The organism is Carbonicoccus niuqiaonis (assembly GCF_050157065.1).
Taxonomy (GTDB): domain Bacteria; phylum Actinomycetota; class Actinomycetes; order Propionibacteriales; family Propionibacteriaceae; genus Avipropionibacterium.
Genome location: NZ_CP189573.1, coordinates 1,733,383 through 1,750,506 on the forward strand (window position 1 = coordinate 1,733,383; position 17,124 = coordinate 1,750,506).

A 17,124-nucleotide genomic window follows, 5' to 3' on the forward strand; every position below is an offset into this window, starting at 1 on the left:
ATCAACTCATCCCCCGACCCTGTCGGAGCAGCGGTCCGAACAGCCGGCGCGCCAGGGTGCCGAAGCGCGTCGGGTCGGCGTCGGGACCGCGACGTTCCTCGTCGCGCGCCGGATCGGCGACCACCGCGTCGAAGCCGCCACCCCACAGGGCCTCCCATACGTCGGCTCCGCGCTCGTGCTCCCACTCGCGGCGGGCGACCCGCAGCGCCTGCTCGGGGTCGTCGTTGCGCTGGACGACCGAGCGGGCGTACGCGTGCCCGGTCGACAGCGGGAGTGGCAACGGCTCGGTGAGGCCCTGGCGCATCAGGTCGATCGCGTCACCGAGCACGATCCGGGCGAAGCCGGGGTCGACCGGCCCCAGGATCGCGACACCCCGGTTCTTGCCGACCACGACCGCCTGCCAGCCCACGTCGGGTTGGGTGCAGGTCAGCGCCAACAACTCCCACCACGCGGTCAGCCACTGCTTCGCCCCGGCCCAGGAGTAGCCGACGTGGACGATGTTGTTGCGATACATCCGGGTCGAGGTCCCCGTCAGGCTCCAGCCCTCACCGGTGGCGTGCAGGTCGATGTCGTACCGGTCACCGCTCGTCCACTGTCGGGCGCGCTCGACGGTCGCCTCGACGTCGGTGAGCACCTTGTCCAACACCTTGGACCCCAGCCGTCGGGGCGGCAGCGAACCCCGCCGCCATTCGGCCGCGACGAGGTCGCGCTCGGCGGTGCCCTGCAGCCGAGCGGTCAGCATCCGGTCGCCGATCTGCCACTGCTGCAGCCCGTCGAGGGTCAACGCCAACTCGTCGGCGACCCCGTCCTCCTCGCCGGGCAGTCGGTAGTTGCCCCGGGTCACCAGGAACCCCTTGGCGGGATGGCTGAAGAACCGTTGCAGCTGGCCGAGCTCGACGTCGGGCACCTCGAGCGGAGGCAGTGGTGCCCGGGTGAAGACCGGCTGCGGCTGCTGTCGTGGTGCGACCAGCGCGCGGGCCCCGGCGAGTGCGGTCCGGTCGAAGGAGCGGAGCCGGCTCGTCGCGGTGAAGTTGCGCGGGTCGTACGGCTGCAGTGGGTGATCGACCACCAACCGGTCGCGGACGCTGCGCCCGTCGGTCGGGGCGACGAGGTGCTCGGCGGCGTCGATCAGCTCGCCGACCGGCACCGCCTGCGGCCGCCGCGCGTTGGTCCGCGGGTCGCGGCCCGAGTGCACGATCACCAAGGTGTCGGTGGCCGCCATGATCGCGTCCAGGAACAGTTGCCGGTCCTCGCTGCGGCGGTCACGATCACCGACCCGCGGGTCGCGGGCGAGCAGGTCGTCGCCGTCGAGTCGGCGTCCCCGCGGGAACACCTGGTCGTCCATCCCCAGCAGGCACACCACCCGGTGCGGCACCGAGCGCATCGGGGCCAACGACGAGACCGTCAGGCTGCCGGTACGGAAGTTGGCGCGGCCGGGTCGGCCGGCCAGCACGTCGTCGAGCAGGTCTCGGACGTCACCGAGGGAGAGCTGTACGTCCGGGGCGCCGAGCTCCGGTGTCAACGCGTCGGGGTCGGTCAGGCCGTTCACCGTCGCCCATGCGTGCCCACGTTGCCAGGCCTCACCGGGCGCCGGTGCGGTGAGCAGTTCGAGGGCCTCGTGCAGCACCGTGACCCAGCCGGCCAGCGAGTGCGGCCCCCGGAACCGATCGAGGACGTGGTCGAGCCGGTCGGTGAACTCGACCAGGCGGCCGATCAGGTCCACGGTGCCGGACTCCACGCCGTCGAGCGGGAGCACGAGGCCCAGGTGATGGTGGCCCGCCTCCGACATCGCGACCCCGAGCAGCATCCGGTCCAGGCCGGCCGCCACCGTGTTCTGCGGGATGTCGGCCAACCCGAAGCGGCCCCGGTCCTCGGCGTCCAGGCCCCACCGCATGCCGGAGTCCCGGACGAGGCGCTCGATGGTCTCCAGGTCGTCGGCGGTGAAGTGGAACCGGTGGGCCACCGCCGGGGCGGCGCACAGGTCCATCAGCCCCGAGGCCGTCAACCGGGCCGACACCAGCTCCAACAGCCGTTGCAGCACCCCCAGCAGGGGATTGAGCTGGGGGAGCGACTGGTCGGCCACCCGCACCCGCAGCCGTCGACCCGGATGCCGCGCGTCAGCGCGGCGGCCGGCCTCACCGGTGGGCAGCCCGGACGCGTCGAAGGCCGCGGTGACGAGCGGGACGAATCGTGGCAGGTCGGGGCACATGATCATGATGTCGCGCGGCTCGAGGGTGGGATCGGCCTCGAGCAGGGTGCACACGACTTCTCGCAACACCTCGACCTGCCGGTCGGGGCCGTGGCACGCGTGGACCTGCAGGCTGTGGTCGTCGTCGGCCAGCGGCGCCGGGTCGACACCCGGCTGCTCGAACGGCTCGTCGGTGACGATCGCGTGCTGCACCCGGGCCAGCACGGTGTCGCGGGTCGGCGTGAACGGCAACGCGTCGTGGACCACCGGCACCGCCAGCTGAGAGGTGACGTGCTGGAACTCGGTGACGTCGCGGCCCAAGGTGCTGACCAGCCGGTTGCCCGTCGGCGGTGCGACGACGTCGGCCCGGCGTGGCCAGGGCTCCGTCGTGGAGGTGAGGCCGGCGGCCGCGACGCGGTCCCACCGGGCGGGTGAGGGGTGGGCGGTCCACAGGTGCACCTCGCGATGCCGTGCCAGGCCCTCCAACACCAGTCGGTCGACGGCGTCGAGCCGGTTCAGCCCGAAGACCGACAGTCGGTCGGGCAACGCGAAGCGGCCCGGGTCGTCGGCCAGCACGGCCGCCACGTGCTCGATCCGTTCCGCCGGGGACGGCACCTCGGTCGTGGCGCGGACCGTACGCAGGAGTTGGGGTTGCCAGCGGTACGGATCGGTGAGGGCGGCGCCGGCGTCGTCGACGTCGCGACCGGCCAACCAGGCCGTCACCAGCTCCGGCCGCTCGCGGGCGTACCGGGTGAACAGGCCGGCGATCCGGGTGGCCGTACGGAACCGGTGGCCACCCCCGTCGGCGGCCGCCAGGTGTGCCGTCACCGGTGACAGCCAGGACTCGGCGGCAGCGGCGTCGAGGGCGGTCAACAGCGCCCAGGTCAGCCGGTCCGGTCGCCACGGGTCGGCGTCGGCGCCGTCGGGCAACAACTCCGCCGACGCCTCGGCCCACAGCTGGTTGAACCAGCGGCCGGTGATCGGGAAGCTGATCCCCGCGGCGACCCCGTCGGCGCGGCCGCCGCGGGTGCCGAGTCGTGCCGACAGCGACTGCGAGAGCCACCGCTCGACACCGGGGGTCGGCACGCTGATCACCTCGAACGCGAACGGATCGGCCGGGGTGGTGGCCAATGTCGCGGCCAACCCGTCGATCAGCTGATCCGCCCGGACGGCACGGTGCAGCACCAGCCGACCCGACGGGGTCGGGCGGCTGCTCGTCGCGCTCGGGGGAGGTGCCGCCGAGGGGCTGGTGCTGGTCATTGCGCAACACCTTAAGGGCGACCACCGACAGAGTCGGCGCAGACCGCTGTGGACAGCTCGGTCGGCCCTGTCGGTGGCCCCGCTTATGGTGGGACGCGTGGTGGACCCCGACGAACTGTTGAGCGCGCTGGACCCGGAGCAACGGGCCGTGGCGACCGCCCTGCAAGGGCCGCTGGTGGTGCTCGCCGGGGCCGGCACCGGCAAGACCCGCGCCATCACCCACCGGATCGCGTACGGCGTCGCCACCGGCACCTACGACCCCAGACAGGTGCTGGCGGTCACCTTCACCACCCGCGCGGCCGGGGAGATGCGCCACCGGCTGCGCGAGCTGGGGGCCGGCCGGGTGCAGGCGCGCACCTTCCACTCCGCGGCACTGGCGCAGGCGCGCTACTTCTGGCCCCGGGTGCACGGTGGGGAGTTGCCGTCGGTGCTCGACAACAAGATGTCGCTGGTGGCCGAGGCGGCCGGCCGGCAACGGATCCGCGTCGACACACCGCTGCTGCGGGACCTGGTGTCGGAGATCTCCTGGGCCAAGGTGTGCAACCTCGTCCCCGAGGAGTACGCGGCACGGGCCGAGGCCCTCGGCCGCAAGGTCGGCAACCTCGACGTCGCGACCGCGGCCAAGGTGTTCGGGGCGTACGAGGGCCTCAAGCGCGATCGGGAACGGATCGACTTCGAGGACATCTTGTTGTGCGCGGCCTCGGTGCTGGCCGACCAACCCGAGGTGGCCGCCGAGTTCCGCCGGACCTACCGGTGGTTCGTGGTGGACGAGTACCAGGACGTCTCGCCGTTGCAGCAGGCCCTGCTGGACCTCTGGCGCGGTGACCGTGCCGACATCTGCGTGGTCGGTGACCCGGCCCAGACGATCCACACCTTCGCCGGGGCCCGGTCCGACTTCCTGACCGGCTTCACCCGTCGGCACCCCGACGCCACCGAGGTTCGGCTGGTCCGTGACTACCGCTCGACCCCGCAGGTCGTCGCCGCCGCCAACACGGTGATGAAGAAGTACGAGTCGGTGACCCTGCAGGCCCAACAGCCGTCGGGGCCGGACGTGGTGTTCTCCGACAACGCCGACGAGGCGTCCGAGGCCCGATCGGTCGCGGCCTGGCTCACCCAGCTGACCGACACCGGGGTCGACTGGCGCGACATGGCGATCCTGTTCCGGGTCAACAGCCAGTCCCCGGCGTACGAGGCGGCGCTGGCCGACCGCGGCATCCCGTACCTGGTCCGTGGTGCGGAGCGGTTCTACGACCGGCCCGAGGTGCGCCAGGCGATGCTGCTGGTCCGCGCCGATGCCCGCACCGATCCACAGGCCCCGGCCGCCGAACGGGTCCGGGCGCTGCTGGGTGGGGTCGGCTGGACCGCCCAGCCGCCCAGCGGTGCCGGCGCGGTCCGGGAACGGTGGGAGTCGCTGGCCGCGCTGGTGCAGGTGGTCGACGACCTGGTCGCCGCCGACCCGGGCACCACGATGGAGGCGGTGGCGGTCGAGCTCAGCAACCGGGCCGAGGCCCAACACGTACCCACCGCTGACGGGGTTACCCTGGCGACCCTGCACTCGGCCAAGGGGCTGGAGTGGGAGGCGGTGGCGGTCGTGGGCGCCCAAGAGGGCACCTTGCCGTTCGTGCTCGCCAACTCCGATGCCGAGGTGGCCGAGGAACGACGACTGCTGTACGTCGGGATCACCCGGGCCCGTACCCATCTCCACGTGTCGTGGTCGCGCAGCCGCAACGGTGGCAACCGTCGGCAGCCGTCCCGCTTCCTCGACGGGGTCCGCCCCGTCGACCGGAGCGCCGCCGGAGTCGACGCACCGCCCGCCCGCACCCGACGCCGGCGCAGTGCCCAGGCCGAGAAGTGCCGTACCTGCGGGGAGGGCCTGCACAGCGCGGCCGAGCGCAAGATCGGTCGGCACGCCGACTGCCCGTCCGACTACGACGAGGCCCTGCTCGACTCGCTGAAGGAGTGGCGCCGCCGGACGGCTGCGGAGGCGAAGATGCCGGCGTACGTGATCTTCACCGACGCCACCTTGGTGGCGCTGGCGGAGTCGACACCGAGCAACGAACGTGAGCTGCTCCGGATCCACGGCCTGGGCCGGGTGAAGGTCGACAAGTACGGGGAGGACGTGCTGGCGATCATCGCCGCCGACGGGAGTGCCGGACCCGGTCAGGAAGAAACTCAGGAATCGGTCGTATAAATCGCTTGCAGTCCTTCGGAGGGGGGCCTAGTGTTGATCGCGGTCGAGGGGGTTTCCCACGGCCCGAGGACGAAGAGTTGATCATGGACGGCCATCCGTGATCACCAGCGAAAGGAGGTTGGCCATGGACAGCAAGACAGACATCACGCAGGTCGCTCGGCCGATCTCCTTTGTCGACGGTGCCGCCTTCGGCGCCCGCCTTCGCGGCATGACGGCCGGCATCTTCGCCGACCGTCCGTGCGTCGTCATCGCCGAGCACACCTACGCGCACAACACCGACCCGTACCTTCTGGGACCCCCTGAGAGTCCGCCCGCCTAGCCAGCCGGCAACGACCCCTCAGGGCCGTGAATCCCAGACAACCGGGATTCACGGCCTTCGTGATTCCTGGCCCGTTCGAAGACCAACGCCCGATCACGAAGAGAAAGATGGCCGAGATGATGAACACCACAGGGGTCGTGGTGACCGAAGAGTTCGCCGCCATGGCGGACACGTCGATCATGGCGCTGCTGGGCGCAGCCCGGCTCGACGTCGCCGACGAGTTGCCGTGCCGCAACGTGGATCCGGAGGCATTCTTCGCCGAGTCGCCGGCCGACGTGGAGTGGGCCAAGGCACTGTGCGGTGACTGCCCGGTGAAGCAGCAGTGCCTGGCCGGCGCCAAGGAGCGTCGGGAACCCTGGGGCGTCTGGGGCGGTGAGCTCTTCATCAACGGAGTCGTCGTGGCCAGGAAGCGTCCCCGGGGACGGCCGCGCAAGCACCCGCTCCCCGACGAGGTGCCCACGGCACCGAAGCCGGTTCCGGTCACTGCGGCGGCGGAACTGGAGTCCGAGGATGACCGATCGGCGGCCTGAACCGCCCATGACGTGACCCCATGAGGGGCACCCGTAGGGCCGGGTGGTGGAGAGGATCCGCCACCCGGCCCTTCTCCTGTCCGGATCAGACTTGTGTCCCACGGTACTCATCGTTACTATCTAGTGGTAGTCAATGACAGTGAGTAGCGAGGAGGGGTGATGGGCAAGCAGGCGACGGAGATGCTCAAGGGTGTCCTGGAGGGCATCGTGCTCGCCGTGTTGTCCACGCGCCCGGCGTACGGCTACGAGATCACCGCATGGCTCCGGGACCAGGGCTTCAGCGACATCGCCGAAGGCACCATCTACGCGCTGCTCGTCAGGATCGAGCAGCGGGGTCTGGTCGACGTGGTGAAGGTCCCGTCGGAGAAGGGGCCACCGCGCAAGGTCTACACCCTCAACCGGCAGGGCAGGGCACACCTCGACGAGTTCTGGAAGACCTGGAGCTTCCTCAGCGATCGTCTCCAACAGCTCCGGGACCAAGGGGAGTGATGCAGCATGGGCATCCAGCAGATGATCGAGGACAAGAAGCGCTACCGACGGTACAAGGCTCGTGTCGACGAACTGCCGCCTGCGTACCGTACGGCCACCGAGGCGCTCGCGCGCTACGTGATGCACACCGGTCCCTCCGACGGCGGCCAGCTGATGCCGATGCTGGAGGACCTGGTCGACCTGTTCGAGCAGAGCGCCGCCGATCGGATCCCGGTGCGGGAGGTCGTCGGTGACGACGTCACCGAGTTCGCCGAGGCGTTCAAGCGCAACTACGGGCAGTTGAGCTGGCTGGACAAGGAACAGCAGCGGCTGGCCGACGCCATCACCCGGGCCGAGCAGGAACAGGGGGAGGCGCGATGTCGACCCCGGTGACGGCGCCCCCGACCATCCAGGTGAAGGGCGTGCACAAGTCGTTCAAGGACGTCTCGGTGCTCCGTGGGGTTGACCTCGACGTCGCATCCGGCAGCATCGTCGCCCTGCTCGGGTCCAACGGGGCCGGCAAGACCACCTTGGTGCGGATCCTCGCCACGTTGCTGAAGGCTGACCAGGGCACCGTGACCGTCAACGGACACGACGTGGTGTCGCAGTCACGGCAGGTACGCACCTCGCTCAGCCTGACCGGACAGTTCGCTGCGGTCGACGAGGTGTTGACCGGCCGGGAGAACTTGATCATGATCGCCAGGCTCCGGCACCTCGACGCACCTCGTCGCATCGCCGATGACCTGCTGGCACGGTTCTCCCTCACCGAGGCCGGTGGGCGTCGGGTGGGCACCTACTCAGGTGGGATGCGTCGACGCCTCGACATCGCGATGAGCCTGATCGGCGATCCGCCGGTGATCGCTCTCGACGAACCGACCACCGGTCTCGACCCCGAGGCCCGCATCGAGGTGTGGGACGCCGTTCGGGAGTTGGCGGCAAACGGAACCACGGTGCTGCTGACGACGCAGCAGCTCGAAGAGGCGGAGCAGCTGGCCGACCGGGTGGCGATCCTGCACGAGGGTCGGATCATCGCCCGCGGCACCGTCGCCGAGTTGCGGCAACTGCTGCCACCGGCGACGGTCGAGTACGTCGAGCGCCAGCCGAGCCTCGAGGACGTCTTCCTGGCCGTCATCGGTCGCGGTGGACCGACCGACAACCACGCCACGGCAGAACGGGGATGATCATGAAGAACCACGTCATCGGCGAAACCCTGGTCCTGACCGGACGATCGCTGCGCCACATCCTGCGCAGCCCCGACACCATCATCACCACCGCCGTGATGCCCATCGCGATGTTGCTGCTGTTCGTGTACGTCTTCGGCGGGGCGATCGACGCGGGCTCGGAACCGTACGTCAACTACCTGCTGCCGGGCATCTTGTTGATCACCATTGCCACCGGGGTCTCCTACACCTCGTATCGCCTGTTCCTCGACCTGAAGGGCGGGATCGTCGAACGGTTCCGGTCAATGCCGATCGCACGGTCGAGTGTGCTGTGGGCACACGTGCTGACCTCGCTGGTCGCCAGTGCGCAGTCGCTGGTGATCGTGGTCGGGGTCGCCATGCTGATCGGGTTCCGCTCGGGAGCCGGCGTGCTGGCCTGGTTGGCGGTGGCCGGCATCGTGATGCTGTTCACCTTGGCCGCGACCTGGCTCGCGGTTGTCGCCGGGCTGTCGGCGAAGTCGGTCGACGGGGCGAGTGCGTTCAGCTATCCGCTGATCTTCCTGCCGTTCCTCAGCTCCGCCTTCGTGCCGACCGACTCGATGCCGGGTCCGGTGCGGGTGTTTGCCGAGCATCAGCCGGTCACGCCGATCGTCAACACGATCCGCGACCTGTTGGCCCGGAAGCCGGTGGACGCCGAGATCTTCGTCGCCCTGGCCTGGTGCGTGGTCATCCTGCTGATCGCCCAGGTCTGCGCCACGGTGATCAACCGGCGCCGGATCGCCTGAGGGCGCCGTACGACGGCAGGGTGCCTCACACCGTGGCTCAGCCGGTTTCGCTGATCTCGTCGGACTCCAGCGGGACGAAGTCGGGCAGTGACTCGGCCAGCACCTCACCGAAGTTGGCGCGCACGTCGAGCTGGGCCAGGACGGCGATGCCGCCGAGCCAGACCCGGTGGATGAGAAGGTATCCCGGTGGCAGGTTGATCCGGGTCCCGACCTGGCCCCGGCCCGAGGCCGACCGGACCCTGGCGAACTCGCCGCGCATCCAGTCCCGGGTGAAGTGGAACTCGACCTGCTTGGCGGGTTCGACGAACGGGCCGAGGAAGTCGAGCAGGTCGTGGGCGTCGATGTCCCCGCTGACGAAGCCTTCCGCCCGCAGCCCGGCGGCGACCTCCTCGGCGTCGCCGCGCAGTGCGATGCTGAGCAGTCGGCCGATGGAGCGGGGGAGCCCGTCGGGCAGCCGCGACACCAGGCCGAAGTCGATCACCCCGAGCCGCCCGTCGGGGAGCAGCTTGAAGTTTCCCGGGTGGGGATCGCCGTGCAGGATGCCGGCCGCCTCCGGACCGGAGAACAGGAACCGGACGTACGCCAGCCCCCACCTGTTGCGGACCTCGTCGGGGGCGTCGGTGATCGACAACAGCGGATCGCCCTCGACCCACTGGCTGACGATCACCCGACGGGTGTGGTGCAGCACCCGCGGCACCATGAAGTCGGGATGGCCGGCGAACGCGTCGGCCGCTGCGGTCTGGTTGGCGGCCTCGAGCTGGTAGTCGACCTCCTCGCCGACCCGCTCGGTCAGCTCGGCCACCAATGGGTCGATGTCGATCGCGCCGGCCAGCGGGCCCGCCAGGTGGGCCAGTTTGCTCAGCTGGGCCAGGTCGCTCCGCAGCGCCTCGTCCGCGCCCGGGTACTGCACCTTGACCGCAACCGGTTCGCCGGTGGCTCGCCAGGTCGCCTTGTGGACCTGCCCGATCGAGGCGGCCGCTGCGGGGCGGGAGCCGAACTCGTCGAACAGTTCGCGCCAGTCGTGGCCGATCTCCTTGGCCAGCACCGCGTGCACCCGGGACAACGGCATCGGCGGTGCGGAGTCCTGCAGTTGGCGCAGATGTCGGCGGTACGGTTCGGCGACCTCCTCGGGCAGGGCCGACTCCATCAGGCTCATCACCTGGCCGACCTTCATCGCACCGCCCTTCAGCTCGCCGAGGACGGTGAACAGCTGTTCGGCGGCCCGTTGCCGCACCGCGGCGTCGGCCTCCTCCTTCGAGGTTCCGGTCAGCCGTTGGCCGAGTCGGCTGGTCGCCCGTCCCGCAGCACCCAACGGCAGCGACAGCAGCCGGGCACCACGACGCCACCCGCCGGTGGGCAGGTCCCGGGAGTCGTCGGGAGGAGTCGTACGCGCCATGGCGCCATTATCGCTGTGGGCCCCAAGCGGTCGCAGGGCGGTCGGACACCGGGTCAGCCCAAGCTCCAGTGGCAGCCGCAGTCGGGATGCAACGGCCAGCGGCGAACCCGGGTGAGGCCGTCGTCGAGGTCGAGTTCCACGGTGCAGCCCACGGTGTCGGCCGCGACGCGTCCGGTGGCGCTGCTGCGCAGGTAGGAGTGCACCTGCAGGGCCGCCATCGACGACGTCCACGGCCCCAGCAGTCGGTCGCCGTGGCGGGCGATCGTTCGGCTCGCGGCCAGCAGCCGGTCCGGCCAGCCCGGTTGCTCCGAGGTGGTCACCAGGTCGAGGCAGTTGAGGCAGGCCGTACGGCCGGGCACCACCAACGGTCCGACCCGGGCGACCGCACCGTCGAGCCGGACGACGAGGTGGGGCAGGTCATCGCGGATCAGGTGCTCGGTGATCGCCCGGTCCGGTTCGACCTGCCCGGTCACCACGACCGTGAGGTCGACCCGGGCACCGTCCGGTTTCGACCAGTGGCTGACGGCTTGGATCCGTCGCGACCCCGGGCGCGGCTCGTTCGCACGCAGCAGGTCGCGCAGGGCCTCGGCGCTGGTCGGGGCGAACGGCGCCCCGGGGTAGGTGGTGGGATCGGTCGGGGAGCGATCAGCCAGGTAGAGCTTGCTGACCACCGACCCGGCGGCCAACATCGAGGCGATGTCGCGACCCAGTGGCCCGGCGCCGATCACGCGAACGGTTCCCATGGGCACGAGGTTGCCCGGTCACGGGCCGCCGTTGACCCGTCATCCACAGCTGCAGCGGTACGGACAACACCGGGGGCGTCTCGACAGGCTCGACGGGCGAGGCGGGCTCGACGAGCGGGGGACAGTCGCGTCGGGCGGAGAGACGGCGAAAGGCGGCCCGGACGTACCGGGGCCGCCTTTCACTCAGGTGACGTCGGGTCAGGCCTTGCCGAGGATGCGGTTGAGGTTGGTGCCGCACTCCGGGCACTTGGCCTTCGCCATCCTGGTGCCCTTCTCGTTCACCCGAATGTCGCCGGTGGCTTCCCGCTTCTCCTTGCACTTCACACAGTAGAACTCACCAGTGTAGGTGTCTTCGGACACGATTCCTCCTGCTCGGTAGGACGCCGGGGTCGTCATGCCCCGCTGCGTTGGTCCGGGTCCGATTCCGGGTGGCCGAACCTCGGGTTGTCGTTCACTTTACGCATGAGTACGCCGACTTGTGTGGGATTGGGGGCCGCGCGTGGCGTCGCGTCGCGGTGGAAGCAACCGGCCCGAGACGGCCAAAACCCCCAGGAAACTCGGTGGTCGCGTGCCTTCCCCTGCACGCGGTCCGATCATCTGGGGGCTTGGTCCTGACACCGTACTGGGGCGAGGGTGAGGCGTCAAGCCACGCCTGCAATCGGTTGACCCACACCTGTGGACAACGATGGGGCAACCGAAACCGGGGTTTTGTTTCATGATGGACCGCAACGTCCCGCGATGGGCCTGCCGCGACATGGTTGTGGTCATTCCAGTCGACCCTGGTTGAAGGGCGGAACCGGCGTCGTACGGCGGCCCGCGGAAGGCGATGGCCATGTGGACGAGTCTGCTCAACCGAGCCGACGATGTGGCAGATTGAGGCCCATGAGGGAGGTACCCGCCTCGGCCTCGTCGTCCTTCGAGGTGGCCGGTCATCACGTCGAGGTGCGCCGCAGCGCTCGACGCAGGAAGACAGTGACCGCCTACCGGGAAGGTGAGTCGGTCGTGGTTCTCGTGCCCGGCCGGATGCGGGCCAGTGACGTCTCCGCGGTCGTACGAGACCTCGTCCCGAAGGTGTTGGCCAAGGAGGCCAGGCGCCGCGCCCCCGCCGGTGACGCAGAGCTCACTGCGCGGGGCCGGCGGCTGTCCCAGCGCTACCTGTCCGATCTCGCAGGTGGCGCACCGGAGCCGACCTCGGTGACCTGGGTCTCCAATCAGCAGCGCCGCTGGGGGTCCTGCAGTGTCGACACCGGCGCCATCCGGTTGTCCGACCGACTCCGCCAGATGCCGTCCTGGGTGGTCGACTACGTCCTGCTCCATGAGGTCGTCCATCTCGTCCACCCCGACCACTCCGCCGACTTCTGGGACCTGGTGCGTCGGTACCCCGACACCGATCGGGCCCAGGGCTACCTGGCCGGCTGGAGTGACGCGAGCCCTGGTGGGAACTGACCGGAGGTGACCCGCCGTCGGCCACCCAAGGGGCCCGGGCGGCTCAGCGGAGTCGGGAGATCGACGCCGCCACCAGCTGTCGTACGGCGTCGTCGGTCGGCTCTGGCAGCTCGTGCCACCCGAACCAGCCGGCCGCGGTCGACTCGTGGCTGCCGAGGTCCTCGACCGCTGTGCCCTGCTCGTCGACCACAACGGTGAACTGGACGTCCAGGTGCCAGTCGGCGGTGTCGCACGGCGCCGGGTGCCGCGACAGCCATGTCACCCCGTCCAGCACCGACAGAGCGGCCACCCCCGACTCCTCGACCGACTCCCGCAGGGCTGCAGCCGGGACGGAGGCGTCGTCGGGCTCGATGTGCCCACCGGTGGGGAGCCACAGTCCGACCTTGCGGTGCTTGATCAACAGCACCCGCTCCCGCGTCGGGTCGCAGATCACCGCGGTCGCGGTCAGGTGCGCCGCCGGACACTCCCGCGACCACGCGCGTGGGTGCTCGTCGAGCCGGGTCAGGTACAGCTCCCGCAATGCCCGCTGTTCGGGGTCGGGTGGGGTCCAACGGTTCAACTCCGTCCGGCACGACGCCTGCAGCGCCGCGCCCGGTTCGACCGACCGGTCGGCCGCTGCAGGGCGGTCGACCTCAGCCGCGATCGTCGCCCCCGGTGCCGGAGTCGTCCCCGGTGCCGGAGTCGTCGCCCGGGCCCGCCTCGGCGGCCAGCAACTTCGCGAGCTCGGCGTCGAAGTCGGTGCCGGAGTCCTCGGGGGTGGGCCGTCCGGTCGTCGGGCCGCGCTGCACGAACCCGAGCGGGTCGTCCAGGTCCTCGGTGGTCGGCATCACGTCGGGGTGGTGCCACACCGCGTCGCGCCCCTCGGGGCCGCGGGCCTCACGCAGCGCCGCCCACAGGTTGGCGGCGTCCCGCAGCCGTCGGGGTCGCAACTCGAGGCCGACCAGCGAGGCGAACGTGGCCTCGGCCGGCCCACCGGTCGCCCGATGCCGCCGCATCGTCTCGGCCAGCGGCACCGCGGCCGGCATCCACCGGGCGGCGGCCTGCCCGACGACCTCGTCGACCCAGCCCTCGACCAACGCCAACATCGTCTCCAGCCGGACCAGTACCGCCTGCTGCTCGGGCGAGCGTTGCGGCGTGAACAGGTCACCGGCGAGCCGCTCGTTCAGCTCCTCCAGGTTGGTCGGATCGAGGTCGGCCACCGCACTCTCCAGCGCGGTCGTGTCGATGGTGATGCCACGGGCGTACTCCTCGACCAGTGTCAACAGCGTGCTGCGGAGCCAGTTCGTACCGTGGAACAGCCGCTGTCGGGCGCACTCGCGCAGCGCCAGGTAGAGCCGGACGTCGGTCTCGGTCTGGTCGAGTCCGTCGCCGAACTTCTCGATCCCACCGGGCAGCAACGCGACCTTGTCGTACAGCGGCAGCCCGATGTCGGTGGCGCCGACCACCTCGCCGGCCAACTGGGCCAGCGCCTGGCCGAGCTGGATGCCGAACATCCCGGCACCCGACGACCGGATCAGCGGCCGCACCATCTGCTCCATCCCGGCCAACTGGCCGGCCTCCTCGCCGCCGGGCGTCATCGCCTGCTCCATGGCGTCGGCGATGCTGCCGGCCACCGGCTCGACGAGGCGCTGCCACACCTTCTGCGTCGACTCGATCCAGTCGGCGCGGCTCCACGCCTCGGGCTCACCGGAGACCGCGGCGAACGAGGTCGCCTCGTCCAGCCACAGCTCGACGATCGAGACGGCCTCGCGGAGTTGGTCGTGCTGCTTGCCGGTCGGGGTCGGGTCGGCCCCGAGCTGGGCGGAGGTCTTGCGGGCGGTGTCCTTGGCGAGTTTCCAGTTGACCCCGGTCTCGGAGTCGCCGCTGTCACCGAACAGCCCGGCCAGCCCACCGGGGCGACCCGCCCCACCGAACTGTGCGAACGCCTGCTGGAGCTGCTCCATCATCTTGTCGAGGTTCTGCGGCATCTCCATGCCCTCGCCGAACCCCTCACCTCCGGTGCCGCCGAACAGCTGCGACAGCTGTTGCCACATCTGGGCGGCCGCATCATCCTGGTCGCCGGGGGCGCCGGAGCTGCCGGCGCCCGAGGCCGCGTCGTTCCCCTTGGCCGGGTCGTTCCCTCCCGCGGGGTCGTTCCCCTCGGCCGGGTTGTCTCCCTCGGCGGGCTCGTCGGGTCGATCCGGGTCCGAGGACGGATCCTGCGCCATCACCACTCCCTGGTGTCGTGGCCTTCGTCTGGTCCGCGCCCCCGTCGGCCCGTACGTGACCCGTGGCCCGTACGCGACCGGTCGTCGGTACGAGATCGCGTGGACCTCGCCGTACGAAACGGATGCGCGCCCCGTCGCCGCCTGCGCGACGTGGGGAGTCCATTCAACATCACCGCGGCAAACGCCACCACGAGGGCTGCACGGGCGGACCCGTCGCTACGATGGCCGGGCCGGTGACGACCGGCACCCACCCGAACGGAGGCCCGGCGCATGTCTGATCGAACCGTGGTCGTGCACACCGCCGTGGTCGACACCCCGCTGCTGTTGGGGGACGTGGTGGATCGGGTCACCGGCCCCTCGGTCGGTGGCCTGGGCGTGTTCGTCGGGGTGGTGCGCGACAACGACGAGGACAAGCCGGTCCGCAGCCTCGACTACACCGCCCACCCGACCGCCGCCGAGGAGCTCGCGGCCTGCGTACGACGGGTGACCGCGCGCCACGACGTGTGGGCCGCCGCCGTCGAACACCGGATCGGGCACCTGGCGGTCGGCGACCTGGCCGTGGTCGTCGCGGTCGGTGCCGGCCACCGCGGACCGGCGCTCGAGTGCTGCCGCGAGCTGATCGACACCCTCAAGGTCGAGGTGCCGATCTGGAAGGAACAGACCTTCGACGACGGTGCGGTGTCCTGGGTGGGCGCCTGATGGGACCTCGCTCCGCGTCGTGGCGGCCGAGGGCCTGGTTGACCCGGCAGACCGGTGTCTCGGTGGCGGCCGCGATCGGCTTCCTGGCGTGTGTGCTGGTGCTGTCGGTGGTGCCGGTGCCGTACGTGGTGTGGGGGCCGGGGGAGACCACCGACACCTTGGGCAGCAACGCCGAGGGTGCTCCGCAGATCACGGTGTCGGGTACCCCGACCTACCCGACGACCGGCCGGCTCGACCTGACCTCGGTGACGGTGACGCTGGTCGACGGGCGCGTCACCTTCGTGCAGGCCCTGCTCGCCTGGTTCCGGCCCGGCTTCGACACCTTGGACCGCACCCTGTACTACCCCCCGGGGACGACGCCTGAACGCCAGGAGCAGCAGTACACGCAGATGATGGTCGGGTCGCAGGAGAGTGCCGTCGTCGCCGCACTCCGGGAGGCCGGCCAGCCGGTCGAGGTGCTGCCCCGGGTCGGCGGAGTCGAGGTCGGCGGGCCGGCCGAGGGGCCGGTGCTGCCGGGTGACTTCGTGACCGCGGTCGACGGCGTCCCGGTGACGACCCCCGACGAGGCGGCCGCCGTGATCGGTGCACACGACGCGCGCGAACAAGGCAGTGGGGGTGACCTCGAACTCGCCCTGCTGCGCGGCGACCAGCCCATGACCGTACGGCTTCGCCCGCGCGCGGGCAGCACCCCGGCCGAGCGGCTCGGGCTCACCCTGGTGGCGGGGCACCGCACCCCGGTGACGGTCAGGTTCGCGATCCCCGAGGAACTCGGCGGCCCGAGTGCGGGGTTGGCGTTCGCGCTGGCCATCTACGACAAGGTGACCCCGGGAGCGCTGCTGGACGGGCAGCACGTGGCGGCGACCGGCACCATCGACGTCGACGGGCGGGTCGGCGCGATCGGTGGCATCCGGTCCAAGGTCGTCGGTGCCGAGGCGGCCGGGGCGACGGTCTTCCTGGTGCCGGCCGACAACTGTGCCGACGTGGCCGGCGTCGAGACCTCGATGCAGTTGGTCCGGGTCGCGACCCTGGCCGAGGCCGTGGCAACCGTGGAACGAATCGACCAACCGAATGTGGAGGTGGCGACGTGCTGAGCGATCGACCCGAGGACACCGAGCCGGACGAACCGACCGAGATGTTCGACGCCGCCGCGCACGCCGCGCTCGCGGCGGCGCTGCTCGAGATCGACCGGCACGTCCACGACGCGGGCTGGGAGCAGCAGCCGACGCTGTACGCGTTGGCCCGGACCCGCGAACTGGCCGCCGCCGAGCCGGGGCTGGTCACCACCCTCGGTCTCGATCCCGACGCCGACCCCGAGGCGCTGACCCCGGTGGAGCAGGACACCTTCCCACCGGCCGCCGACCTGACCGAAGCCCTGGCGCAGGTCAGTTGGCCGCCGGCGGTGGCCGGCTGCGCGCTGATGACCGTACGGACCTTCCTGCCACCCGACGCCGAGGACGAGATCCCGGCCGACCCGATCGCCGCGGCCGAGTTCGTGGCCGAGCACCCCCGCCGGGTCGAGGTGCGGATCGTGGTCGGCGCCCACCGGGACGGACACCGCCACGGCGTCGGCCGGCTCGCGAACCACCCCGACGACGTGCTCGGCGCCACCGATCTGGTGCCCGGGCTGGCCGACGCCCTCGCCGCCACCCTGGCACCCGACGAAGCGACGGACCCGGGCACCGTCAGCTGATCGGCGGCCGGGTCGTCCCGCCACCTGTCGCGTCACCGGGCT

General features: G+C 70.9%; 17 protein-coding genes. 11 read left to right on the forward strand and 6 right to left on the reverse strand.

The annotated features are described in order from the left end of the window. Position 1: 1 nt before the first annotated feature. The gene (gene recC, locus ACQBAU_RS07890) at positions 2-3,448 is read right to left on the reverse strand and encodes an exodeoxyribonuclease V subunit gamma (RefSeq protein ID WP_465255850.1); all 3,447 of its coding nucleotides are present in this window, start codon (positions 3,446-3,448) and stop codon (positions 2-4) included. Between the two features lie 85 nt (positions 3,449-3,533). Between recC and ACQBAU_RS07895 the strand changes: the two genes are divergently transcribed. From ACQBAU_RS07895 to ACQBAU_RS07925, 7 genes are all read left to right on the forward strand, one after another. After that, entirely contained in the window at positions 3,534-5,639 is a 2,106-nt protein-coding gene (locus tag ACQBAU_RS07895; RefSeq protein ID WP_465259480.1) for an ATP-dependent DNA helicase UvrD2, read from the forward strand. Between the two features lie 124 nt (positions 5,640-5,763). Then, the gene (locus ACQBAU_RS07900; protein WP_465255852.1) at positions 5,764-5,958 is read left to right on the forward strand and encodes a hypothetical protein; all 195 of its coding nucleotides are present in this window, start codon (positions 5,764-5,766) and stop codon (positions 5,956-5,958) included. Positions 5,959-6,074: 116 nt separating this feature from the next. Beyond that, positions 6,075-6,488, forward strand: a complete 414-nt coding sequence (locus ACQBAU_RS07905; protein ID WP_465255853.1) for a WhiB family transcriptional regulator — start codon at positions 6,075-6,077, stop codon at positions 6,486-6,488. A 159-nt stretch (positions 6,489-6,647) separates the two neighbouring features. Continuing rightward, a complete protein-coding gene (locus ACQBAU_RS07910) occupies positions 6,648-6,977 on the forward strand; it encodes a PadR family transcriptional regulator (protein WP_465255854.1) in 330 nt (109 codons plus the stop codon). Positions 6,978-6,983: 6 nt separating this feature from the next. Beyond that, positions 6,984-7,349, forward strand: a complete 366-nt coding sequence (locus tag ACQBAU_RS07915) for a DUF1048 domain-containing protein (protein WP_465255855.1) — start codon at positions 6,984-6,986, stop codon at positions 7,347-7,349. After that, positions 7,334-8,137, forward strand: coding sequence for an ABC transporter ATP-binding protein (locus ACQBAU_RS07920; RefSeq protein WP_465255856.1), 804 nt, complete (start codon positions 7,334-7,336; stop codon positions 8,135-8,137). The genes ACQBAU_RS07915 and ACQBAU_RS07920 overlap by 16 nt, the downstream gene beginning before the upstream one ends. A gap of 2 nt (positions 8,138-8,139) precedes the next feature. Next, on the forward strand, positions 8,140-8,901 hold the full coding sequence (locus ACQBAU_RS07925; RefSeq protein ID WP_465255857.1) for an ABC transporter permease: 762 nt from the start codon (positions 8,140-8,142) through the stop codon (positions 8,899-8,901). A 37-nt stretch (positions 8,902-8,938) separates the two neighbouring features. Here the strand turns inward: ACQBAU_RS07925 and ACQBAU_RS07930 are convergent, their stop codons facing one another. The 3 genes from ACQBAU_RS07930 to ACQBAU_RS07940 form a co-directional block, all read right to left on the reverse strand. Then, complete coding sequence (locus ACQBAU_RS07930; protein WP_465255858.1) at positions 8,939-10,297, reverse strand: ABC1 kinase family protein; 1,359 nt, start codon at positions 10,295-10,297, stop codon at positions 8,939-8,941. Positions 10,298-10,350: 53 nt separating this feature from the next. Next, a complete protein-coding gene (locus ACQBAU_RS07935) occupies positions 10,351-11,040 on the reverse strand; it encodes a hypothetical protein (protein ID WP_465255859.1) in 690 nt (229 codons plus the stop codon). 198 nt (positions 11,041-11,238) lie between these two features. Further along, a complete protein-coding gene (locus ACQBAU_RS07940; RefSeq protein ID WP_434550031.1) occupies positions 11,239-11,400 on the reverse strand; it encodes a DUF5679 domain-containing protein in 162 nt (53 codons plus the stop codon). A 522-nt stretch (positions 11,401-11,922) separates the two neighbouring features. Here ACQBAU_RS07940 and ACQBAU_RS07945 point away from each other — a divergent pair. Continuing rightward, positions 11,923-12,486, forward strand: a complete 564-nt coding sequence (locus tag ACQBAU_RS07945) for a M48 family metallopeptidase (protein ID WP_465255860.1) — start codon at positions 11,923-11,925, stop codon at positions 12,484-12,486. 43 nt (positions 12,487-12,529) lie between these two features. Here ACQBAU_RS07945 and ACQBAU_RS07950 read toward each other — a convergent pair whose 3' ends face one another. Together ACQBAU_RS07950 and ACQBAU_RS07955 are read right to left on the reverse strand one after the other, a co-directional pair. Continuing rightward, positions 12,530-13,045, reverse strand: a complete 516-nt coding sequence (locus ACQBAU_RS07950) for an NUDIX hydrolase (RefSeq protein WP_465255861.1) — start codon at positions 13,043-13,045, stop codon at positions 12,530-12,532. Positions 13,046-13,118: 73 nt separating this feature from the next. Further along, complete coding sequence (locus ACQBAU_RS07955) at positions 13,119-14,693, reverse strand: zinc-dependent metalloprotease (RefSeq protein ID WP_465255862.1); 1,575 nt, start codon at positions 14,691-14,693, stop codon at positions 13,119-13,121. Positions 14,694-14,963: 270 nt separating this feature from the next. Between ACQBAU_RS07955 and ACQBAU_RS07960 the strand changes: the two genes are divergently transcribed. Genes ACQBAU_RS07960 through ACQBAU_RS07970 form a run of 3 tightly spaced genes read left to right on the forward strand, consistent with a single transcriptional unit; the run spans position 14,964 to position 17,082 of the window. Further along, complete coding sequence (locus ACQBAU_RS07960; RefSeq protein ID WP_434550019.1) at positions 14,964-15,392, forward strand: molybdenum cofactor biosynthesis protein MoaE; 429 nt, start codon at positions 14,964-14,966, stop codon at positions 15,390-15,392. Continuing rightward, the gene (locus tag ACQBAU_RS07965) at positions 15,392-16,483 is read left to right on the forward strand and encodes a YlbL family protein (protein WP_465255863.1); all 1,092 of its coding nucleotides are present in this window, start codon (positions 15,392-15,394) and stop codon (positions 16,481-16,483) included. Before ACQBAU_RS07960 ends, ACQBAU_RS07965 begins: the two co-directional genes overlap by 1 nt. After that, positions 16,477-17,082 carry a PPA1309 family protein gene (locus ACQBAU_RS07970; RefSeq protein ID WP_465255864.1) on the forward strand — a complete coding sequence of 202 codons (606 nt, stop codon included), beginning with the start codon at positions 16,477-16,479 and terminating at the stop codon, positions 17,080-17,082. The genes ACQBAU_RS07965 and ACQBAU_RS07970 overlap by 7 nt, the downstream gene beginning before the upstream one ends. Positions 17,083-17,124 lie beyond the last annotated feature (42 nt).

Coding starts and splice junctions, on each gene's coding strand:
- ACQBAU_RS07900 (WP_465255852.1), top strand. CDS start 5,764: ATGGACAGCAAGACAGACATCACGCAGGTCGCTCGGCCGATCTCCTTT.
- ACQBAU_RS07965 (WP_465255863.1), top strand. CDS start 15,392: ATGGGACCTCGCTCCGCGTCGTGGCGGCCGAGGGCCTGGTTGACCCGG.
- ACQBAU_RS07925 (WP_465255857.1), top strand. CDS start 8,140: ATGAAGAACCACGTCATCGGCGAAACCCTGGTCCTGACCGGACGATCG.
- ACQBAU_RS07910 (WP_465255854.1), top strand. CDS start 6,648: ATGGGCAAGCAGGCGACGGAGATGCTCAAGGGTGTCCTGGAGGGCATC.
- ACQBAU_RS07895 (WP_465259480.1), top strand. CDS start 3,534: ATGGTGGGACGCGTGGTGGACCCCGACGAACTGTTGAGCGCGCTGGAC.
- ACQBAU_RS07905 (WP_465255853.1), top strand. CDS start 6,075: ATGATGAACACCACAGGGGTCGTGGTGACCGAAGAGTTCGCCGCCATG.
- ACQBAU_RS07945 (WP_465255860.1), top strand. CDS start 11,923: ATGAGGGAGGTACCCGCCTCGGCCTCGTCGTCCTTCGAGGTGGCCGGT.
- ACQBAU_RS07920 (WP_465255856.1), top strand. CDS start 7,334: ATGTCGACCCCGGTGACGGCGCCCCCGACCATCCAGGTGAAGGGCGTG.
- ACQBAU_RS07915 (WP_465255855.1), top strand. CDS start 6,984: ATGGGCATCCAGCAGATGATCGAGGACAAGAAGCGCTACCGACGGTAC.
- ACQBAU_RS07935 (WP_465255859.1), bottom strand. CDS start 11,040: ATGGGAACCGTTCGCGTGATCGGCGCCGGGCCACTGGGTCGCGACATC.
- ACQBAU_RS07960 (WP_434550019.1), top strand. CDS start 14,964: ATGTCTGATCGAACCGTGGTCGTGCACACCGCCGTGGTCGACACCCCG.
- ACQBAU_RS07955 (WP_465255862.1), bottom strand. CDS start 14,693: ATGGCGCAGGATCCGTCCTCGGACCCGGATCGACCCGACGAGCCCGCC.
- ACQBAU_RS07930 (WP_465255858.1), bottom strand. CDS start 10,297: ATGGCGCGTACGACTCCTCCCGACGACTCCCGGGACCTGCCCACCGGC.
- recC (WP_465255850.1), bottom strand. CDS start 3,448: ATGACCAGCACCAGCCCCTCGGCGGCACCTCCCCCGAGCGCGACGAGC.